The organism is Peterkaempfera podocarpi, assembly GCF_042466665.1.
GTDB classification, from domain to species: domain Bacteria; phylum Actinomycetota; class Actinomycetes; order Streptomycetales; family Streptomycetaceae; genus Peterkaempfera; species Peterkaempfera podocarpi.
The window spans coordinates 4,392,993-4,413,516 of the sequence record NZ_CP162102.1; the positions used below are offsets into that span (position 1 = coordinate 4,392,993).

General features: G+C 72.8%; 18 protein-coding genes, 1 tRNA gene and 1 pseudogene. 10 read left to right on the forward strand and 10 right to left on the reverse strand.

Features of this window, described 5'->3' with window-relative positions:
- Nucleotides 1–140 precede the first annotated feature (140 nt).
- Together AB0761_RS19265 and AB0761_RS19270 are read left to right on the forward strand one after the other, a co-directional pair.
- Nucleotides 141–649 (forward strand): annotated as a pseudogene (locus AB0761_RS19265) (SigE family RNA polymerase sigma factor).
- Between the two features lie 46 nt (nucleotides 650–695).
- The gene (locus AB0761_RS19270) at nucleotides 696–1,655 is read left to right on the forward strand and encodes a hypothetical protein (protein ID WP_377270311.1); all 960 of its coding nucleotides are present in this window, start codon (nucleotides 696–698) and stop codon (nucleotides 1,653–1,655) included.
- An 85-nt stretch (nucleotides 1,656–1,740) separates the two neighbouring features.
- Here the strand turns inward: AB0761_RS19270 and AB0761_RS19275 are convergent, their stop codons facing one another.
- The 7 genes from AB0761_RS19275 to AB0761_RS19305 form a co-directional block, all read right to left on the reverse strand.
- Complete coding sequence (locus AB0761_RS19275; protein ID WP_377270312.1) at nucleotides 1,741–2,499, reverse strand: TrmH family RNA methyltransferase; 759 nt, start codon at nucleotides 2,497–2,499, stop codon at nucleotides 1,741–1,743.
- A gap of 22 nt (nucleotides 2,500–2,521) precedes the next feature.
- Entirely contained in the window at nucleotides 2,522–3,844 is a 1,323-nt protein-coding gene (locus tag AB0761_RS19280; protein ID WP_377270313.1) for an HTTM domain-containing protein, read from the reverse strand.
- 1 nt (nucleotide 3,845) lies between these two features.
- Nucleotides 3,846–4,562 carry a DUF5819 family protein gene (locus AB0761_RS19285; RefSeq protein WP_377270314.1) on the reverse strand — a complete coding sequence of 239 codons (717 nt, stop codon included), beginning with the start codon at nucleotides 4,560–4,562 and terminating at the stop codon, nucleotides 3,846–3,848.
- Nucleotides 4,563–4,697: 135 nt separating this feature from the next.
- Entirely contained in the window at nucleotides 4,698–5,180 is a 483-nt protein-coding gene (locus AB0761_RS19290) for a GNAT family N-acetyltransferase (RefSeq protein WP_377270315.1), read from the reverse strand.
- Nucleotides 5,181–5,288: 108 nt separating this feature from the next.
- The gene (locus tag AB0761_RS19295; protein ID WP_377270316.1) at nucleotides 5,289–5,618 is read right to left on the reverse strand and encodes a rhodanese-like domain-containing protein; all 330 of its coding nucleotides are present in this window, start codon (nucleotides 5,616–5,618) and stop codon (nucleotides 5,289–5,291) included.
- A gap of 58 nt (nucleotides 5,619–5,676) precedes the next feature.
- The gene (locus AB0761_RS19300; protein ID WP_377270318.1) at nucleotides 5,677–6,468 is read right to left on the reverse strand and encodes a hypothetical protein; all 792 of its coding nucleotides are present in this window, start codon (nucleotides 6,466–6,468) and stop codon (nucleotides 5,677–5,679) included.
- A gap of 79 nt (nucleotides 6,469–6,547) precedes the next feature.
- Nucleotides 6,548–7,981 (reverse strand): DUF2252 domain-containing protein, encoded by a 1,434-nt coding sequence (locus AB0761_RS19305; RefSeq protein ID WP_377270319.1) that lies wholly within the window; start codon nucleotides 7,979–7,981, stop codon nucleotides 6,548–6,550.
- Between the two features lie 219 nt (nucleotides 7,982–8,200).
- Here AB0761_RS19305 and AB0761_RS19310 point away from each other — a divergent pair, with 219 nt between their 5' ends.
- From AB0761_RS19310 to AB0761_RS19320, 3 genes are all read left to right on the forward strand, one after another.
- Nucleotides 8,201–10,861, forward strand: a complete 2,661-nt coding sequence (locus AB0761_RS19310) for a SpoIIE family protein phosphatase (RefSeq protein WP_377270320.1) — start codon at nucleotides 8,201–8,203, stop codon at nucleotides 10,859–10,861.
- Nucleotides 10,862–10,981: 120 nt separating this feature from the next.
- The gene (locus AB0761_RS19315) at nucleotides 10,982–11,404 is read left to right on the forward strand and encodes a MarR family winged helix-turn-helix transcriptional regulator (protein ID WP_377270321.1); all 423 of its coding nucleotides are present in this window, start codon (nucleotides 10,982–10,984) and stop codon (nucleotides 11,402–11,404) included.
- Between the two features lie 286 nt (nucleotides 11,405–11,690).
- Entirely contained in the window at nucleotides 11,691–12,248 is a 558-nt protein-coding gene (locus AB0761_RS19320; protein WP_377270322.1) for an ATP-binding protein, read from the forward strand.
- A 53-nt stretch (nucleotides 12,249–12,301) separates the two neighbouring features.
- Here the strand turns inward: AB0761_RS19320 and AB0761_RS19325 are convergent, their stop codons facing one another.
- On the reverse strand, nucleotides 12,302–12,961 hold the full coding sequence (locus AB0761_RS19325; RefSeq protein WP_377270323.1) for a hypothetical protein: 660 nt from the start codon (nucleotides 12,959–12,961) through the stop codon (nucleotides 12,302–12,304).
- Between the two features lie 673 nt (nucleotides 12,962–13,634).
- Between AB0761_RS19325 and AB0761_RS19330 the strand changes: the two genes are divergently transcribed.
- Both AB0761_RS19330 and AB0761_RS19335 read left to right on the forward strand, forming a co-directional pair.
- Nucleotides 13,635–14,303, forward strand: coding sequence for a response regulator (locus tag AB0761_RS19330; RefSeq protein WP_377270324.1), 669 nt, complete (start codon nucleotides 13,635–13,637; stop codon nucleotides 14,301–14,303).
- Nucleotides 14,300–15,460, forward strand: a complete 1,161-nt coding sequence (locus tag AB0761_RS19335) for a sensor histidine kinase (protein WP_377270325.1) — start codon at nucleotides 14,300–14,302, stop codon at nucleotides 15,458–15,460. Before AB0761_RS19330 ends, AB0761_RS19335 begins: the two co-directional genes overlap by 4 nt.
- Before the next feature lie 162 nt (nucleotides 15,461–15,622).
- Here AB0761_RS19335 and AB0761_RS19340 read toward each other — a convergent pair whose 3' ends face one another.
- Together AB0761_RS19340 and AB0761_RS19345 are read right to left on the reverse strand one after the other, a co-directional pair.
- Nucleotides 15,623–16,375: an SDR family NAD(P)-dependent oxidoreductase gene (locus tag AB0761_RS19340; protein ID WP_377270326.1), complete on the reverse strand. Its 753-nt coding sequence runs from the start codon at nucleotides 16,373–16,375 to the stop codon at nucleotides 15,623–15,625.
- Nucleotides 16,376–16,906: 531 nt separating this feature from the next.
- Nucleotides 16,907–16,990 (reverse strand) — tRNA-Leu (locus tag AB0761_RS19345).
- 479 nt (nucleotides 16,991–17,469) lie between these two features.
- Here AB0761_RS19345 and AB0761_RS19350 point away from each other — a divergent pair.
- From AB0761_RS19350 to AB0761_RS19360, 3 genes are all read left to right on the forward strand, one after another.
- A complete protein-coding gene (locus AB0761_RS19350) occupies nucleotides 17,470–18,330 on the forward strand; it encodes an FhaA domain-containing protein (RefSeq protein WP_377274211.1) in 861 nt (286 codons plus the stop codon).
- 12 nt (nucleotides 18,331–18,342) lie between these two features.
- Complete coding sequence (locus tag AB0761_RS19355; protein WP_377270327.1) at nucleotides 18,343–18,852, forward strand: FHA domain-containing protein; 510 nt, start codon at nucleotides 18,343–18,345, stop codon at nucleotides 18,850–18,852.
- A gap of 68 nt (nucleotides 18,853–18,920) precedes the next feature.
- A complete protein-coding gene (locus AB0761_RS19360; RefSeq protein WP_377270328.1) occupies nucleotides 18,921–20,510 on the forward strand; it encodes a protein phosphatase 2C domain-containing protein in 1,590 nt (529 codons plus the stop codon).
- Nucleotides 20,511–20,524 lie beyond the last annotated feature (14 nt).

Consider the following 20,524-nt stretch of genomic DNA (forward strand, 5'->3'; position numbering starts at 1 on the left):
TGCACCGCAGGCCCCGACCCGCCGTCACCCGGCGGTCGGGGCCTGCGGCATGCACGGCGGTCCCACGCGGACTGTGACAAGGCATCGGCTTCAAAGCGTCATATCGGATGAGATGAGATCCGACGAGAGGGACGGAAGCGGTGGCGTCATCACGAAGGCTCGAAGAGTTCCAGGAGTTCGCCCACACCAACACTCCCAGCCTGCTGCGGACCGCACTGCTGCTCTGCGGTGACTGGCATCTGTCCGAGGACCTGGTGCAGACCGCGCTCGGCAAGGTCTACGCCTCCTGGGGCAGGGTACGGCGGGCGGACAGCCCCGAGGCTTACGCCCGCACCGTACTGACCCGGACCTACATCTCCCATGCCCGGCTGCGCCGGAGCGGGGAGCGGCCCGTGGCCAGCATCCCGGACACCACGGCGGGCTCCCAGGACCCGACGCTGCGCCTCGCGCTGCTGGATGCGCTGGCCCAGCTCTCCGCACGGGACCGGGCCGTGGTCGTCATGCGCTACTGGCTGGACCGCAGCGTGGACAGACCGCGGCCGACCTCAGGGTCACCCCCGGCACGGTGCGCACCCGCAGCATGCGGGCCCTGGCCAGGCTCCGCGAACTCCTCGGCAGCGACCAGCACGCGCTGTACGCCGCCCACTGACGCAGCACGACCCAGCCGCCTCACCCCGAAACGGAGAAGCAGTCCCATGGAAGAGAACTACGGCCCCCGACTGACCGACACCATGGACCGGGCCCTGCGGGACATCCCGGCCACCTCGCGGGACCTGGTCGGCGGCGCCGTCCGCCTCGGCCGCCGCACCCGCCTCCGCCGCCAGCTGGCGGCCATGGGCGCGGCCTGCTCGGTGCTGACCGCCGCGTCGCTCGGCGCGGTGTGGAGTGCCGGCTCCGGTCCGGCGCACCCCGTCGCGGCATCGACCGTGCAGATCCCCGCACTCGCCCTGTCCGCCGCCCAGACCGCTGCGCCCAAGGGCACCACCGCGCTGACCGGGAAGGACACCGTACGGATTCTCAAGGGGCTGCTGCCCGCCGGTGCCCGTTCCTCCGTCACGTACTCGCAGGACAGCGATCCGGGCAGCACCGCGATCTCGACCACCGCCGGACTGCGGGTGGAGACCGCAAGCGGCCGAGGCCTGGTCGGCGTCAACTTCCAGGCCAGGTTCGGCTCGGCCAAGCCCGCCGGGCCCGCCCATCCGATGACGGATGAGGAGTTCCGCAGGGCCCTGGCGAAGAAGCTCCACGTCCCCGAGAACCAGGTCACCGACGAGATGGTGAAGAAGGCCCGCAACGGCGGATCCGCCAAGGACTCCGCGGCAGCGAAGAAGGTGGATCTGAGCACCTACTACTCGTGCGCCAAGCGGGGCTTCGACGGCACCCCCGTCTCGTGCAGCGTCGTCAACCTCCCCGACGGCTCCCTGCTGATGACCTACGAGGAGCGGTCCGGTGCCATGGTGAACCGAATCGCCGACCTGCTCCGCAAGGACGGCAACAGGATCGTGGCGATGACCTCCAACACCGCCGACGCCAAGCACCTGCCGACCACCGGAGCACAGCCGCCGCTCAGCATCGACCAGCTGAAGACGGTCGTCATCAGCAACCAGTGGCAGCAGTGGGTGACCGCCCCCGCCGGCGGTACCTCCGGCCGCTGAGAAGCCGTCCGGCACCCCACTGCCGGACCGCCTCCGGCCACCGCCCCGCACCGGCCACCGCCGGGCGGGGCTCGGCTGTTCGCCGCTACTCCCCGGGGATCTCCGCATGGGTGCGGATCCAGGAGTGCATGGCGACGGCCGCGGCGGCGCCCGCGTTGATGGAGCGGGTCGAGCCGAACTGGGCGATGGAGCACACCAGGGAGGCGTGCTTCCAGGCCTCCTCGGTGAGTCCCGGGCCCTCCTGGCCGAAGAGGAGGATGCAGCGGCGCGGCAGCTCGGTGGTCTCCAGCGGCACGGCGCCGGGGAGGTTGTCGATACCGATGATCGGCAGGTCTCGGGCGGCGGCGAACTCCGCCAGCGAACTCACATCACCGTGGTGCCGGACATGCTGGTAGCGGTCGGTGACCATGGCGCCGCGGCGGTTCCAGCGGCGGCGGCCGACGATGTGGATCTGCTCGGCGAGGAAGGCATTGGCGGTACGCACCACCGAGCCGATGTTGAAGTCATGGCCCCAGTTCTCCACCGCGACATGGAAGGGGTGGCGCCGGGTGTCCAGATCGGCGACCACCGCCTCCTGGGTCCAGTAGCGGTAGCGGTCCACCACATTGCGGCGGTCGCCGTGGGCCAGCAGCTCCGGGTCGTAGTGGTCCCCCTGCGGCCAGGGCAGCGGGTGCGGACCGACCCCGACCTCCCGCCCGAAGGCCTCGTCGTACTGCTCGCCGTCGTGCGCCTCGCCGTCGTGCCCCTCGCCGCCGCCGGGCCCGACGGGGCCCGGCGCGGTGGTGTCCGGCCTGCTGGTGTCCGGGCGGCCGCCGGGCGGGGTGGTGGAGGTGCTGCTGTTCACGCCACGAGGGTAGTCGGGGCCGCTACGGGGTCGCCGCCTGCTCCTCCGGGGCGGTCCGGTCCTCGACCGCGGCCCTGAGGTGCGCCAGGCCGGACAGCCGTGCCGCACCCCAGACCAGGAAGGTGGTCGGGAGGAAGACCGCATCGGCCGTGATCATGGCCATGGAGAAGATCGGCAGCCCCAGGGTGACCGCGATCCCCGCGTGCTCCAGCATCATCGCGCCCAGCAGTACGTTCTTCACCTTGCGGTTGACCAGGGTGAAGGGGAATGCCACCTGCACGGCGACCGTGCCGTACGAGATCAGGAAGACCGCGATCATATGGCCGGCGAGCAGCCCCGCCAGCCAGGGCCAGGGGGTGAAGTAGTCCAGGTGGAGCGGGTAGTAGAGGGCGGTGCCGTCCTGCCACCGGGAGCCCTGGATCTTGTACCAGCCGGCCGTGGAGTAGATGAAGCAGACCTGCACCGCGACCACCAGCATGCCGCTGTTGTGCAGCATGTTGGCGCCCGCGTCCAGCAGGGCGCGCAGTTCGTGCCCCGGCATCCGGCGGTTGACCACGTACCAGAGGCCGTTGAAGGCCCAGAGCGCCCAGAAGACGGTGCCCCAGCCCAGGTGGAACCAGGTGTCCGTGGTCATGTCGAGGGTGTCCCGGGAGAAGCCCGAGAGCTGCACCCAGAGCAGCAGGACGCCCAGCACCGACCAGAGCGCCACCCCGGTCCAGCCGTCCCCCTTGCCGCGGGCGGCGCGCCGGGCGTCCAGCGACCACACCTGGCTGCAGCGGATGAAGACCAGGTAGATCGCCATCAGGTGGAGGACGTTGTCACCACCGTCGCCGACGAAGATGTCGCGGTTCTGGATGGAGAGCACGCCCACCATGAAGACCACGGTCATGGCACGGGTGCGCCAGCCCAGCATCACAGCCACCGCGGCCAGCAGCGCGACGTGGTAGACGATCTCGAACCACCAGCGGCCGGTGGACCAGATCAGCACGGTGAAGGCATGGTTGCCGGCCAGGAACTGCCGCGCCATGTCCAGCGACCAGGCGGCGCGGTCGCCGTAGAGCACCCGGCGCTCGCCCCACTCGCGCAGCAGGAACACGGCGAAGGTGAAGCCGAAGCCTATGCGCACCACCGCGGCCTGGTGCGGGCCCAGGGCACGGCTCAGGAAGGTCTCGAAGGCCGCGGAGCACCGGTCGTTGAACCTGTCCAGCGGCCGGGGCCGCGGCTCGGCGGAATCGCCGCCCGGGGCGTCAGCGGTCCCGGGCTCGTCGGCGCCACGGGGGCCGGGGAGGCTGACCGGGGAGGCGGCAGCGGTGTGTCCGGTGTCGGTATCGGTGTCGGTGTCCATCTCAGAGTCCCACGTAGTCCTGGTCGGTCACCGGCCACCACTCGAGCTCCCGATACGTGGGCTCGGTGGACCACCGCTCTGAGGACCAGGACGGCGGGGCGACATTGGCGGTGCCTGCGCGCAGCTGCACCTGGATGATCTGCTCACCGTGCCACTGGCGGCCGATCCGCTGCAGGGCGATGCGCTTGAGGTACCGCTGGAAGAGGTCTCCGCTCTGGCCGCCGTTGTAGACGTCCCAGGCGCGGCGGAGGAGGTTCTGGTCGACGTGCCCGGGGGCCGGGTTGTGACGGATCCCCGAGACGTCCTGGGCGGTGAGTCCCACCCACTCGCCGACGTGGTGGGAGCCGTCCGAGCCGAGGGTGGTCACCCTGGCGTCGACCGCGATGTTCTGCTGCAGCGGGTTGGGGGCGAACAGCTTCCAGTTCTGCTCGAACTCCGGGTAGACCCAGGCATCGACCTGCTTCTGGTACCGCTGCGATATCGAGTTGCTCGGCGCGACATGCAGAAAGACCGCGCCCAGGTGCCAGACGGTCCCGGCGATCACCAGCACCGCGGCGAGCGACAGGGCGGCCTGCGCCGGGGTGGACCAGGTGCGGCCCGCCGCGGTGGCAGGGGGCTCCGCGTTCCCGGCGGGCGGCGGGGTGTCCTCGGACACCGCACCGTCGTCGTGCGCGGCGGCCGACTCGTCGGGCTCCCCGCTGCTGGGCTGCTCCATCATGCTCCCGGACATCCTCACCCGGGTGCCATCTCACCCGGGAGCCAGCCATGCGTCACCGCACGGTACCGATGCAGGGGGGCGTGCGACAGTGCCCGGCGGACAGGAGACCGGAATGCCCGGTTTTATCAGGCGTGATCAAGCCTGCCGCTCATAGCGGAGCAGCCCCTCACCGTCCCGGGTCGTGAAGCGGAAACCGGCCCGCTCCAGTACCCGCTGGGACGCGGTGTTGTCCGGCTCGACCGCCGCCTCGACCACCGTCACGGCGGCCCGGTCGGCCAGCGCGAGGGCGGTGACCAGACGCACCGCGTCGGTGGCGTGGCCGTTGCCGCGGGCGGACGGCGCCAGGTCGTAGCCGATCTCCACCCGGCCGTCCGCCGGAGGACCGTGGAAGCCCACTGCGCCGACCGCGGCGCCGTCCTCCAGCCGCACGATCGCCCACATGCCCCAGGCCTGCTGGTACACACCGGCCTCGGCAGCCCGCGCCAGCATCCCCGCGGCGTCCCTGGTCCCCTCGAAGGGCCCGTCGGCGACCCAGGGCAGACCGCCCGTGCCGCCGGCCCGCAGCTCGGCCGCCGCCTCCGGGCCGATCACCCGCAGTTCCACCGTACTGTCCGCCATGGCCTGCACTCTCTGTCCCCGCCCCGCCCGCACCGCGAGCCGAACGGTCATGATGCACCGCGGCCGGAGGGCGGCGCCACTCCGGCCCGGTCCACGGGGAGAGCCGCCTCAGAGGACGAACGGACTGCTGCCGTCGCTGCTGACCATCGGACGGCCGGCGGACTCCCAGGCGTACATGCCGCCGTCGATGTTCACCGCGTCCCGCCCCTGGGCCACCAGGTACTGGACCACCTGGGCGGAGCGGCCGCCCACCCGGCACATCACATGCAGCCGGTCGTCGGGCAGCTCGCCGATCCGGGCGACGACCTCGCCGATCGGGATGTGCAGCGCTCCCTCGACATGCCCGGCGTCCCACTCGTCCTGCTCGCGGACGTCGAGCAGAGCGGCATCGGCGGGCACGGAGGCGGCGTCCATGGTGGGCACCTGGCTGTGGAACATGGCGGGTCTCTCCCGGAGGATCGGCTGGACGTTCCCCGCCATTGTCACCCGAGCGGGCTCAGGAGAGCAGACGGTCCAGTTCGGCCTGCTGCTGCGCCACCCGCGCCAGCAGCTGCTCGGCGATCTCCTCCAGCAGGCGGTCCGGGTCCTCCGGGGAGAGCTTCAGCAGCCGCCCCATCGGGCTGGACTCCAGCCGCACCTGCTCCTCGGCGAGCTGCTCGATCCGGGCGATCAGCCAGGCCAGCCGCTGCTGCAACCAGTCCGTGCGGTCGGGAGCCTCCGTCTCGGGCGGCGCGCCCGGCTCGGTCTCCCACTCCGCGGAGAGCGCCAGCAGCGCCGCCTCGTCGCCGTGCGCATAGGCCTCGTTCACCCGGGCGATGAAAGCGCTGCGGCGCTGCTGCTCGTCGGGGTCGGTGGTGAGGTCCGGGTGGGCCCGGCGGGCCAGCTCGCGGTAGAGCCGCTGGGCCTCCCGGCTGGGGCGGACCCGGCGCGGGGCCTCGGGCTCGGCGGCCGGGCCGTCGGCGCCGGGCTGCGCGCCCGCCCAGGCACCGCCGTGGTCCAGGTCGGGAAGGGGGGTGACGACACTGCGCGCCGCATAGGCCCGGCGGATGTCCTCGGGGGAGCCGCTGCGGGCCGCGACGGCCTCGGCGATCAGCGCCTCCAGCTCGTCCAGGTGGACGTACATCGGGCCGAGCCGCTGGTGGTGGAGGAGGGCGAAGTTGTCGATCTCCACCCGGAGTGTCTCGACCTCGATCTCCAGGTCCACCAGGGCCGCCTCGACAGCGGCCACCTTGAGCTCCAGGGCCTGCTGCCCGGGGTCGCTGCCCCGGACGGTGCTCTCCGCGGTCACCTGCTCGCCTCGCTGCCTCACTCGTCCGGTCCGGGCGGCTCCTCACCCTACACAGGACGGCGACCCGCGCCCCGGCTGTTCACACCCCGGTCTCGGCGGGCAGCCGCCCGGCCCTGATCGCCGCCAGCAGCTCCTGGTGGTCGGCCTCGGTGCGGTCGGCGTAGCGGACGGCGAACTCCGCGACGGCCTCGTCCAGCGCCTCGCCGCCGCCGCAGTACCCCGCCAGCAGGACCGGGTCCGCGGTGTGGGCATGGGCGCGGGCCAGCAGGGCGCCGGTCATCCGGCTGTAGTCGTCCAGCTGGTCGGCGGGGAGCGCGGCCGGGTCGACGCTGCCCTTGCGGTTGCGGAACTGCCGCACCTGACACGGCCGTCCGGCAACCGTCGTCCAGCCCAGCAGGATGTCGCTGACCAGCTGCATCCGCTTCTGCCCCAGCACCACCCGCTGCCCCTCGTGCGCCACCGGGCCCGGCGCCGGGAGCCCGGCGCGCACCAGGTGCGGCAGCAGCACCGACGGACGGGCCTCCTTCACCTGGAGGACCAGGGGCCGGTCCTGGTGGTCGGTGAGCAGCACCACGTACGAGCGGGTGCCGACGCTGCCGGTGCCGACCACCCGGAAGGCCACATCCTGCACGTGGTAGCGGGAGAGCAGCGGGCGCCGGTCGGGTGCCACCGTGGTGGCGTACTCGGCGAGGGAACCCGCGACCGCGTGTGCCTCCCGGTCGGCGATCTCGGTCAGCACCGGCGGGGCCGCGGTGAAACGGCGGCGGCCGTCCGCCAGCCGCTCGGTGGACCTGGCGGCGAAGCGGGCGCTGGTGTTGCGCAGCGCCCGGCCGGAGACCCGCTCCAGGGTCCCGGTGAGCTGGTGGGCGTCGGCGTGGTAGACGAGGGTCTCATCGGCGATGGCGTTCCAGGCGTCCATGGCGGGGAGCGAGGCGAGCAGCCGCATGGTGGTCCGGTAGGAGCGGACCGCGTCATGGGCGGCCTCCCGGCAGACCTCCTCGGTGGCGCCGCACTGCCGGCCCGCCAGCACCAGGCTGGCGGCGAGCCGCTTGAGGTCCCACTCCCAGGGGCCGGGGACGGTCTCGTCGAAGTCGTTGATGTCCATCACCAGATGGCCCCGGGCGTCGCCGTAGAGGCCGAAGTTGGCGGCATGCGCATCACCGCAGAGCTGTGCGGTGACACCGGTGACCGGGGTGCCGGCCAGGTCCGCCGCCATGAGCGCGGCCGAGCCGCGCATGAAGGCGAAGGGCGAGGCGGCCATCCGGCCGATTCTGATCGGGACCAGGTGGCCGAGCCGGCCGGCGTTGGACTCCTGGACGGCCTGGACCGCGGTGGGCCGGTCGGGGGCCGGCGTGAACTCCGCATGGCGCCGCCGCGCCACCCGCTCCCGCAGGGCCTTCCCCGCCCGTCTGGCGGTGCCGTCCGGGAGGTCGGGCGCAAAGCCGTCCACTGCGAACCGCCGCTCGGCCGCGTCCCGGCCGACCTCTGCTTCCACGAGCGCTCCCTGCCCCACCCCGGCGTCTGTCGGCGTGCAGGCTATCCGGCGCACCGCGGGGCGCAAACGGCAGCGCCCGGGGGGCGACACACCACTGAGGCACAGCAATCTTGAGGATTCCTCCGCGACGGGGGCCCGGTTCGTGCTTGCCTGGAACCCGCACGGGCACGGCCCTCACGAATGCCGTGCCCGGACCCCGGGAAGGGCTGGACGGTTAGGCGGGAGCAGACTGACCCCATGCTGGAAGAGGGCCCCATGCTGGAGGGAACCGTGCCGGAGCCGGTCCCCCACGCGACGAACAGAGCATCCGAATCCCCCGAGGCCACCGCGCCGACGGGGGTGGTTGCGCTCGTCCGGCTGGCCTCTCTGGTGATCGACCCGGACGGTTCCATCGCGCACTGGAGCCGGTCCGCGGAGGAGCTTTTCGGCCACCGTTCGGAGACCGTCTTCGGACGCTCCGCGAACGGGCTGCTGCCAGTCCATGAGACCCGGCCGGGCGCCACCGCGCCCAGCCGCGACACCGATGCGCTGGAGCTGCTGGACGACCGCCTCGCCACCGCCGACTGCTGGGCCGGGTCGATGCCGGTGGTCGACCGCGAGGACCGGGTGCGCGATGTGCTCTGGTGGGCCTACCGGCTGGTGGAGCCGGCCGGCCGCAGCGTGCTGGTGCTGGCCGCCGACGCCCGTCCGCTGCGCGGCGGCCCGCGTCTCGCCCTGGGGTCGAGGCTGCTTCCCTATGCCGCGGTGCCACCGCAGGGCGGCCCGCTGCGGATCACCGCGGCGGTCTGCCCGCCGGGTGCGCACCGCATCCCCGGGCTCGCCACCCGGCTGGCCGCGGTCCTGCCCCGGACCGGCAGCGAGCGCCGGGAGCGGCTGCTCCAGCAGATCGGCACCGCGGGCGCCCCGGCCCTGCGGGTGGACGGTTCCGCACCGCTGCCGATGCTGCCGTACGAGCCCCAGGAGGCGGCCGGAGCACGGATCGCCACCGGAGTGGGCCGCCGTTATCCCACCCCGCAGCAGCGGGTCAGCCGTGCCATGCGCCCGCTGTCCCAGGACCGCAGGCCCGCCACCGCCGAGGCGGCCGGTCCGGCGGCCACCACCGCGGTGGGCCCCAGCATCGGGGTCCGGATGGTGATGCCGCCCGGACCGCTGCCGGGTCCACGGGAGAACGTGCCGTCGCCGGCAGGGTCCGCACGCGGCCCCGCCCATCTGCTGCCGCTGCTGAACACCGGACCGGGCGGGGAGCAGTTCGCGCTGCTGAGCGAGGCCGGCGGCCAGGTGGGCACCACGCTGGAGCTGGACACCACGGCCCGGGAGCTGTGCCGGGTGCTGGTCCCGCGGGTCGCCGACTTCGCCTGTGTCGACCTGCTGGACGGGCTGCTCTCCGATGCCGAGCTGCCGCAGGAGCAGCCGGACGACGACACCACCCTGCGCCGGGTGGCGCTGGCCCACAACGACACGGCGGGCGGCTGGGAGCACGAGCTGGCGGAGGACAGCCTGCTGGCGATGCCCCGGTCCACGCCGACCGGTCTGGCACTGCAGTCCAACCAGCCGGTGCTGGTGCCGACGATCGGTGCCGAGCTGGCCGAGGAGTACGCGGCCGCACTGGGCGGCCCGGGCCTGGTCCCGCTGGTCACCGGCCGCTCCATGCTGGTGCTGCCGCTGGCGGCGCGCGGCACGGTGCTGGGCATCCTCAAGCTGCTGAGGCTGCCGGACCGGGCCGCCTTCGACGAGAGCGATGCGGCGCCGCTGCGGGAGCTGGCGGCGCGGGCGGCACTGTCGCTGGACAACGCCAGGCTGCACCGGGCCGAGTCCAAGGTCGCCACCACCCTCCAGCGCAGCATGATCCCTACCCGGCCGCCGCGCATCCCCGGGGTGCAGGTCGCACACCGGTACATGCCGGGCAACCGACGGGCGCAGGTGGGCGGCGACTGGTTCGACGCGGTGCAGCTGCCCGGCAGCCGGGTCGCCCTGGTGGTCGGCGATGTGATGGGCCACGGTCTGCACTCCGCCGCCGCGATGGGCCGCTTCCGTACGGCGATGCAGACCCTGGCCGCCCTCGACCTGCCGCCGGGCCAGCTGCTGCGCCACCTGGACAACCTCGCCCACCGGCTGGGCGACGACCACCTGGCGACCTGCCTCTATGCGGTCTACGACCCCATCAACCGCACCTGCACCCTGGCCAACGCCGGCCATGTGCCACCGGTGCTGGTGCATCCGGACGGGCGCAGCGAGCTGCTGGAACTGCCGGAGGGCGCGCCCATCGGGGTGGGCGGGGTGCCGTTCGTGGCCAAGGAGATCAAGGTCGAGGACGGCTCCATGCTGGTGCTGTGCACCGACGGGCTGGTGGAGGTGCGCGGCGGCGACATAGGGGACGGGCTGGCCGCGCTGTGCGGCAACCTGATCGACCCCGGGCGCACCCCCGAGGAGGCCTGCGACACGGTGCTGGCGCGGCTGCACTCCGACGACCGCAAGGACGATGTGGCGCTGCTGGTGGCCCGCTTCGACGGAGTGGCGCCGCAGGACGTGGTCACCTGGCGGCTGCGGCTGGACTCGGCCGAGGTGGCCAGGGCCCGGGCCCTGGTCCGCGACCAGCTGGCGGCCTGGCAGCTGGACGGGCTCTCCGACACCGCACAGCTGCTGGTGAGCGAGCTGGTGACCAATGCGCTGCGGGTGGCGCGGGACAGCATCCAGCTGCAGCTGATCCAGGTGGACAAGCTGCTGGTCGAGGTGAGCGACGACGACCACAACCTGCCGTCGCTGGAGCCGTCCGGGCATCTGGACGAGGACGGCCGGGGGCTGAGCCTGGTGAGCCAGCTGTCGTCGCGCTGGGGGACGGCCCGCAAGGCGGTCGGCAAGGTGGTCTGGTTCGAACTTCCGCTGCCGCACCGTTCCTGAGGGCTCACCATCCGGCGCCGTATCCAGCATTCTCTTCTCGGCAGGCAGCCGCCTCCCGGCTGGTCATGCAGGTGATCACAGGCGGAAGTTGTAGCATGCAACTGAAGAGAGGGGGCAGCGATGCCGACCCGTGAGGCGACCCTCGCCACCATCCAGCGCGAACTCACCGCCTTCGCCCGCCGCGCCCGCAGCAAGGCCGCCCGGGTGCACCCCAAGCTGTCACTGGTCACCTACAGCATGCTCGACCACATGGTGGAGACCGGCGGCTGCCGCGCCACGGATCTGGCCTGCCACTTCATGCTGGACAAGTCGACGGTCAGCCGTCAGACCGCCACCCTGGAGCGCCTCGGCCTGATGGTCCGCGAGACCGACCCCGACGACCACCGGGGACAGATCCTGCGGCCTTCCGAGGAGGGTCTGCGGCTGCTGCGCGACGCCCACGAGCAGCGCAGGGCCACCTATGAGGCGCGCCTGGCCGACTGGGCCGACGACGACCTGGAGCGACTGGCCGGCTATCTGCAGCGCTACAACTCCGAGGGTTGAGCCGCCCGGGCCGCCGGGGCGCGCCCGCACCAGGCGCGACAGCGGCGCCGCACCACCTGCCTGGTGACCTGCCGCAACACCCGGGTCACCCAGTGCGCACACTCCGGTGCCCGCCTGCCCCGGACAGCAGAAATCCCTGCGCAAGTCCTTCCCATAGCCCCCGCGGACCCGCCACGATCGTGCCAGCGCGCCATGCGCGCCATCAGCACCCCGTCGCAACCGTCGGCCCGCCCACCCTCTCGGACCTGCATCGGCACGCGGCACCGGAGCAGGAGGAGAACGAGCCGTGCATCCCCCAAGGGTGGACTCCCGGACGACCACCGCCCTGGCTGCCCCCGGGCACCCACGAGTCGGGCCGCCCCGCAGCTCGCCCGGGACCTTTCCCGGACCCGCCGCCGCGCCCGCACCCCGTATCCCCTCGCCCCGCCACATGGTGATGGCGCTGGCGGTACGCCCGGAGTCCGTCCCGCTCGCCCGCGGCACACTGCGCCGGCTGCTCGCCGCCTGGCACGCGGACCCCAACGACGACACCGCCGCCGCGGCGGCCCTGGTCCTCAGCGAACTGCTGACCAACGGCATCACCCACGGCACCGCCCAGGAGCAGCAGGCCTCCTCGGTCACGCTCGCCGTCTCGCTGCTGCCACCGCCCGGCCCGGGCGCCCCCCAGATACTGCGGCTCTCGGTGCACGACCCGGGACGCAGCCGCCCGCACATCCGCCAGGCCGATGCCGACGAGGAGCACGGGCGGGGACTGCTGCTGGTCGCCGCGACCGCCGACCGCTGGGGCTGCGAGTCGCTGCCCGGCGACGGCAAGCGGGTCTGGGCGGAACTCGACCTGGTCTGACCGCCGCTGGACCTGCCCGGTCCGGGCGCCGCCCGGTCCGCCGAGGCGCGCCCTTATCCGTACTGACCGGCGCGGCCGGTGTCCGGCAGCGCCGGCACCAGCACCGCGACCCGGGACCGCACGGTGCCCACGACCTCGCCGAACACGGAGGCCAGCACCGCCACAGCCACCGCCGCCAGATGCTCCCGCCCGGCCAGATTGGGCAGCCCCGCGGCCTCGACGGCCATCAGCACCACCACTGCCGCCCCGCTGAACCACGCCCTGGCCCGCCAGGCCGTGCAGATGGCCAGCGCCACCACCGCGGCCGACGGGCCCACATCCCGTACCGCCGCATCGGCCGTCGGCAGACCGAAGGGGCTCCCCGGGCCGAGATCCACGGCCAGCCGGGCATAGAGGGTGCCGGCCACCGTGCCGGCGTAGGCGACCAGCAGGGTCCGCCCCCGGCCCAGCACCAGCTCGGCGAGCCCGAAGACCACCAGCACCTGGGCGAGCGCACCCCAGACCGGCAGGTCGAGTGCGGGGACGAAGAGCGACAGCGGCGTCCTGAGCAGTGACAGCGCCAGCGGCTGGTTGCCGCGCACCACGCCGACGTCGTCCACCACCGCCGCGCCGCCGGGCAGTCGCTGCAGCAGGTCGAAGCAGAGCACCAGCAGTGTCGCCGTGGTCGCCACCGGCAGGGCCGCGAACCCGCGGACCGCGAGACGACCCCGCACGACCGCCCACAGCCTCCCCCACTCGGCAGCGGCGGCCCGTCGCACTAACGGGTCCCGGGTCCTCCGCTGCACATCCCCCGTGCGGATTCTCAGGTTCACGGACACCTTCCGAAGGTCCGATTCTCTTGTCCGTTCCACGCTAGGCGGCACCGGGCGCGTTTCCCTCGATCTCGCTACCCAGCTTCGGATCATCCTTCTGGCGGAGAGCCCGGGGACGACCCTTACGGATGACGGGTCCTCCGCCCCCCGGCGGAGGACCCCCGACTGCGGACGGCAAGGCCCCGCGGCACCGCCCCGGCGGACGTGGGGGCAGGGCTGCCACCGCAGGAAGCGCACGGCGTGCCGGTCCGGAGCGCCGCACCGGCGGCTCCCGTACCCGGGGGCGGCTCCCTCTCCGGCCGGACGACCACGGACCCCCGGGCCACCGGGGTCCCGCACCGCCGGGTCACGACGGGCAGGCCCGGGGACCAGCCGGGCCGCAGGGGTGGGTACGACACGCGCTACCTTCCATGGTGGCCGCCGCATCCCCCTCGCCTGCTGCCTCCCGATGGCGATTCACGCCCCCGCCGATCGGCGGGGGCATGTCCACCACAGGCGGGAGGGGCAGCGGGCCCGCCGCCCTCCTACCCTCATGAGGGGCCATCACCGCCCCGCCACTCACCAAGGAGGCACCGTGCCCATCCGGGTCGTCATCGTGGACGACGAGGTCCTGGTCCGGTCCGGCCTCGGCCTGATCGTCGGCTCCGCCCCGGACATCGAGGTCGTCGACGCCTGCTCCGGCGGAGCCGCCGAGCAGTCGGTACGCACCCACCGCCCCGAGGTGGTGCTGTTGGACATCCGCATGCCGGACCTGGACGGCATCACCGTGCTCCGCCGGCTGCGTGCGCTGCCCGAACCGCCGGCCGTGTCGATGCTCACCACCTTCGACACCGACGAGTACATCGGCACCGCGCTGCGGGCCGGGGCGGCCGGCTTCCTGCTCAAGGACACCGCCCCCGACCAGCTGGTGCACGCGGTACGGGTGCTGGCCGGCGGCGGCAACATCCTCTCCCCGGCCGTCACCGCCACCGTGATCGGCGGCTATGTCGGCGGCGGACGGCCGGACGCCGAGGCCACCGCTCAGGTCCGCTGTATGACCACCCGTGAACTGGATGTGCTGGCACTGCTGGGCGAGGGCCTCTCCAACGCCGAGATCGCCGACCGGCTCTTCCTCGGCACCGGCACCGTCAAGGACCACATCAGCGCCATCCTGGGCAAACTGGGGGCCACCAACCGGGTCCAGGCCGCGGTGATCGCCCACCGCGCCGGGCTGGCCCGCAGTCAGGGAAGCACCCCCGAGTGAACCCACGTACGACCGGCTGGACCACGCGGGCCACCCGCCGCTCCTGGATGCGCCGATGGGCGGTCGCCACGCCGGTGCTGCTGTCCCTGCTGGACGCCGCACTGGTGGACGACCTCTCCCGCAGTCTGCAGACCGCCACGTCGATCCTGGCCGCGCTGGCGCTGCTGCTCCGCAACCGGCGGCCGGTGCTGGTGCTGCTGCTCACCCTGCCCGGCACCTTTCTGAGCTTCATCTGGATCGCACCGATGACCGCGATCTACAGCATCGCCGCCCGCCGCCGTTCGATGACGGTCACGGTGGTGTCGGCCTCGCTCTTCGCCCTGGTGGAGTTCTTCCACTGGCCGATCAGCGACTACTGGCCGATCTCCCTGGACCGGGAGACCGCGCTGTACGCCATCGAGTGCCTGATGCTGGCCGGCGGCCCCGCCGCACTCGGCCTGCTGGTCCGCACCCGTGCCGAGCTCGCGGTACGGCTGGCCGAGCTGACCCGCGGCCGGCGCCGTGAGCAGCTGCTGCTCGCCGAGGGCGTGCTGGCCACCGAGCGGGCCCGGCTGGCCCGCGAGATGCACGACGTGGTCTCCCACCAGGTCAGCCTGATCAGCATCCAGGCCGGCGCCCTCCAGGTCAGCACCGGCGACCCGGCGGCCAAGGACTCCGCGCAGACCATCCGGGAACTGTCGGTGCGCACCCTCGACGAGCTCCGCCACATGGTGGGCGTCCTGCGTGCGGCCGGCGGCACCACCCAGGACCTGACCCCCCAGCCCACCCTGGCCGACCTGCCACGGCTGATCGGCGACAGCGGTCTCGACGCCCACTCCGCCCTGGAGTGGGGCGGCCGGACCTGGCCGGAGGCGGTGGAGCGGGCCGCGTACCGGACCGTGCAGGAGGCGCTGACCAATGTGCGCAAGCACGCACCGGGCGCCCGGGTCACGGTGGCGGTACGGGCCGACGGCGACCTGCTCCAGGTCGAGGTGCGCAACGGGCCGCCGGACGGCGCCGCCGACGCACCGGAGCTGCCCGGCGGCGGCCACGGCCTGGTCGGTCTCCGCGAACGTGCCCAGCTGCTCGGCGGCACGCTGGCGGCGGGACCCTCCGACGGGGGCGGCTTCCTGGTACGGGCGGCGCTGCCGATAAGGCCGGAGACCGCCAGGCCCTGAGCCGCGCAGAACTCCGCGGACCGGCGCCGAGCGATACGCCCCGCCGCCGCGGAGAGACGGCGTGGGCCTTCCGGCCGGGGCCGGCCGGCGCGCGCGCCGACGCCGACGCCGACCAGCAGCCGAAGGCCCCTGCCGTCGGGCAGGCCCTGGGCGGCGGGCTGCTCAGACCGCCGTACGGCCGCCGTCCACCGGCAGCAGCGCACCCTGTACAAAGCTCGCCGCATCGCTCGCCAGATAGGCGACGGCTTCGGCGATCTCCTCCGGGGCGGCGGGCCGCCGGGCCGGTGCCTGAAGGGCGATGTCCGTGAGGTCGTCGCCCATCCCGGCCGTGCCCTCCGTACGCGTCGGCCCCGGCTCCACGGCGTTGACCCGGACCCCGCGCGGACCGAACTCGGCAGCCCACGCCTTGGTCAGCAGATTCACCGCCGCCTTGCTCGACCCGTACAGCGCCATCCCCACCTCGCCGTACTCGGACACCGAGGTGCTGACATTGACGATCGCCCCGCCACCACGCTCGGCCATCGCCGGTGCCAGCTCGGCCACCAGGTAGAACGGCGCTTTCACATTGACCGCGTAGACGGCGTCGACGTCGCCCTCCGGCATCTCCTCGGTGGGCCCGAACAGGACAAGACCTGCGTTGTTGACCAGGATGTCGACCCGGCCGCCACCCACCGCGCTCGCCTCACGGGCCAGCCGTCGGGTCGACTCCGTGTCCCGCAGATCGGCGGCGACGAAGTCCGCCTTGCCGCCCCGCCCCCTGATCGCGCCGACCACGGCCTCTCCGCGGGCCCGGTTCCGGCCGGAGACCACCACATGTGCGCCCCGCTCGGCGAGCACCGCCGCCGTGGCCGCACCGATGCCGCTGGTCGACCCGGTCACCAGAGCGACACTCCCTGCCAGATCTGCAGTGGTCATGACGTGGTCCTCCGTTTCTGGAAAGAGCGCTCACCACGGTGCACGGCTTGGCCGTGACCGCTGCTCCGGTCGCCCTCCAGGAGGCGGCCGGTGTGTCAGCGCATACCGTCGGCCTCAGGTTCCACTGATGTCCACAGCCGCCATCACCTGCGAGGTGTTCCCGGCCCGGGGATCTGCGCCCGGCCGCTCCCGGTGACCGCACGGTCGCGGTCGAGGGGCATCCGCACGGCCGGCGGGGCCTGTCCTCCGCGGTGACATGCGCACCGGGCCCTCCGGAAAGACCGACCGCAGCACAGGGCACCGCCCCACCGCCGGGCTCGGCAAGGAGCGGCGACGCACCGTACCGCCGGTGATCTGCATCACCCCCGGCATGCCGCCTCCACCGGCGAAGAGCCACTCGCCGGACAGTGACCGCCCCTGCCTCAATCGGACCAGCGGCAGGCCCGGCCCGCCACGGGGCGGCCAATACGCGAAAAGGACCTCCGTCAGCGACTTTCGTCACTGCCGGAGGCCCTTTTCGGTACCTCACTGTGCGCGAGGGGGGAGTTGAACCCCCACGCCCTTTCGGGCACTGGAACCTGAATCCAGCGCGTCTGCCTATTCCGCCACCCGCGCAAGGGTGTTGTCCTCAGATGCTACCGAACCGTCCTCGTCGGCACCAAGCCGGACTCTCTCCGTCTGGTGACCGGTCCGAGTCCCTTCCGGGCGCCCCTTCCGACGTGGAAAACATTAGCACGTCAGCCTGGGTGCCCTCGAATCCTTTGCCCGGGCACCCCGCAGCCACCCGTCCGGCGTGCCCGACCCTCCCAGCGGGTAGGTGGCCCACGGCAAGCGCAGACAGTTCTCTCCCGTCCGAACTACCATCACTGGACGGAGACCGCAGCGCGACAAACGGATGAAGCCGGACGGGTGGCGGGTCTCCGGCCGGTGACCCCTCCTCCCGCGGTGGCATCCTGCGGATGAGGGGTGTGCTCAAGCGCACCCCCGGGCAGAGCACTGCCGGGGAACCGTACGGATGCCTGCGGCGTGGATACGATCAGTAGGCAAGTACGCAGTACAGCGGATGATGTGAACCCAGAGGAGAGGGGGTGCCCGTGGGAGTCCTGAAGAAGTTCGAGCAGCGGCTCGAGGGTCTCGTGAACGGCACCTTCGCCAAGGTGTTCAAGTCCGAGGTCCAGCCGGTCGAGATCGCCGGCGCTCTGCAGCGCGAGTGCGACAACAACGCCACCATCTGGAACCGCGACAGGACCGTCGTGCCCAACGACTTCATCGTGGAGCTCAGCCCGCACGACCACGAGCGGCTGAGTCCGTACGCGGGACAGCTCGGCCAGGAGCTCGCCGGGATGGTCCGCGAGTACGCGGACGCCCAGCGCTACAGCTTCATGGGCCCGCTCCAGGTCCACCTGGAGAAGGCCGACGACCTGGACACCGGTCTCTACCGGGTGCGCAGTCGCACCCTGGCCGGCAGCGAGTCCCAGGGGATGTCCCAGGGCGGCGCCCAGGGCTACCAGCAGCCCGGCGGCTACCAGCAGCGTCCTCCGGCGTCGCCCGCCGCCCAGCAGTGGCAGCAGCCCGGCGGGTACGCGGCGCCGCCGCCGCCCGCGATGCCTCCGCACACCCCGGGCGGGGTCGGTGGCAATGTGCGCCAGCTCCCCGGCACCGGCGGCGGAGCCGGGCTCCGGCGCTGGATCGAGATCAACGGCACCCGGCACCAGCTCGGTGGCGGTGCCCTCGTCCTCGGCCGCTCGACCGAGGCCGACATCCGCATCGACGACCCGGGCGTCTCCCGCAAGCATGCGGAGATCCGTCCCGGTTCGCCCTCGATGGTCCTCGACCTGGGCTCGACCAACGGCATCGTGGTGGACGGACAGCACACCCAGCGCGCTACGCTCCGCGACGGCTCGCGGATCGTCGTGGGCAGTACCACCATCGTCTACCGGCAAGCCGAAGGGTAGAGCGGGGCACACATGTCAGAGCTGACCCTCACGGTCATGCGGTTGGGCTTCCTCGCCGTACTGTGGCTGTTCGTGATCGTCGCCGTCCAGGTGATCCGCAGCGACCTCTTCGGCACCAGGGTGACCCAGCGTGCGGCGCGCCGTCCGGCCGCCCCCGGGTCCTCCCAGGCGGCGCGGCAGCAGAGCGCCCGGCCGCAGCCCCAGCAGCAGTCGCGGCAGCGCCGCGGCGCCCCGACCCAGCTGGTCGTGGTGCAGGGCTCGCTCGCCGGGACGACGGTCGCCCTCCAGGGCCAGACCATCACCCTCGGACGGGCACACGACTCCACCATCGTGCTCGACGACGACTACGCATCCTCCCGGCATGCCAGGATCTACCCGGACCAGAGCGGGCAGTGGATCGTCGAGGACCTGGGCTCCACCAACGGCACCTACCTGGACCGGCAGCGGCTCACCGCTCCCTCGCCGCTGCAGCCGGGGATGCCCATCCGTATCGGCAGGACCGTCATCGAGCTGCGGAAGTAGTAGCGCATGAGGCATCGGACCACGTCCACCGCGAGTGACGAGGCAGCTCGAGGGGAGGCGCACGCCGCATGACCCTTGTGCTGCGCTTCGCGGCCGGTTCGCACACCGGCATGATCCGGGAGCACAACGAGGACTCCGGCTACGCCGGTCCCCGGCTGCTTGCGGTCGCCGACGGCATGGGCGGCCAGGCCGCCGGCGAGGTGGCCTCGGCCGAGGTCCTCGCCACCATGGTCAAGCTGGACGACGACATCCCCGGCGCCGACCTCCTCTCCCTGCTCGGCGACGCCGTGCAGCAGGCCAACGACCGGCTGCGGAGCATGGTCGAGGAGGATCCCCAGCTGGAGGGCATGGGCTGCACCCTGACCGCCATGCTCTGGACCGGCCAGCGGATGGGCATGGTCCACATCGGCGACTCCCGCGCCTATCTGCTGCGCGACGGCTCGCTCAGCCAGATCACCCAGGACCACACCTGGGTGCAGCGGCTGATCGACGAGGGCCGGATCACCGAGGAGGAGGCGGGGGCCCACCCCCAGCGTTCCCTGCTGATGCGCGCCCTCGACGGCCGCGGGCAGGCCGAGCCCGATCTGTCGATCCGCGAGGTGCGGGCCGGCGACCGCTATCTGATCTGCTCCGACGGCCTCTCCGGCGTGGTCAGCCACCAGACCCTCGAAGAGACCCTGGGGTCCTTCTACTCCCCGCACCAGACCGTGCAGGAGCTGATCCAGCTCGCGCTGCGCGGCGGCGGCCCCGACAACATCACCTGCATCGTGGCCGACGTCCTGGACGTGGGCGACAGCGACACCATGGCCGGGCAGGTCAGCGACACCCCCGTGGTGGTCGGCGCGGTCGCCGACGGCCCGCCCACCATGACCGAGCACATGCTGCACACCCCGGCCGGCCGTGCGGCCGGCCTCGGCCGGCCCGCCCCCCAGCATCCCGCCGACGGCGGCGACGGGTTCGGCGAGTTCGGCCCCGCCGAGGACTACGAGGCCTACGACGAGTACGACCTGGAGAAGCCGGACCGCCGCAGGCGCAGCAAGGGCGCCAAGTGGTTCAAGCGGTCGCTGGTCCTGGTCGTCGCCCTGGGCCTGGTCGGGGGCGGCGGCTATGTCGGCTGGCGCTGGACGCAGAAGCAGTACTACGTGGGCACCAAAGGGGACCATGTCGCGGTCTTCCGCGGGCTGAACCAGAACCTCGCCGGGCTGAACCTCTCCTCGGTCTACAAGGACTACCCGGACATCGAACTCAAGTACCTGTCGCAGCTGCAGCAGGACCAGGTGAAGAGCACCATCGCCGTCGACAATGTGGACGACGCCCTCACCAAGGTCCAGCGGCTCGGCGACCAGGCCACGGTCTGCAAGAAGGTGGCCCAGGGCGCCGTCCCGTCCACCGCGGCGACCCAGCCCGCGCAGCCCTCCGCCAGTGCGCCCGCGAGCCCGCGCCCCACCGCGACCGGAACCGTCGCCGCCCGTGCCGCGTATGTCCAGGGGACGGCGGTACGTGCCGCCGCCACGCCCAGACCCGGCGCGAGTGGCAGTACGGGTCCCGGCAGGACCTCGCAGCAGCCCGTCCCGGGCCAGTCGGCAGGCAGCTCCGCCAGCAGCAAGCCGACCCTGACCGCACCGGAGCAGGAGCTGGCGAAGTCGTGCACTCAGTAGTGGCAGGGGAGCGG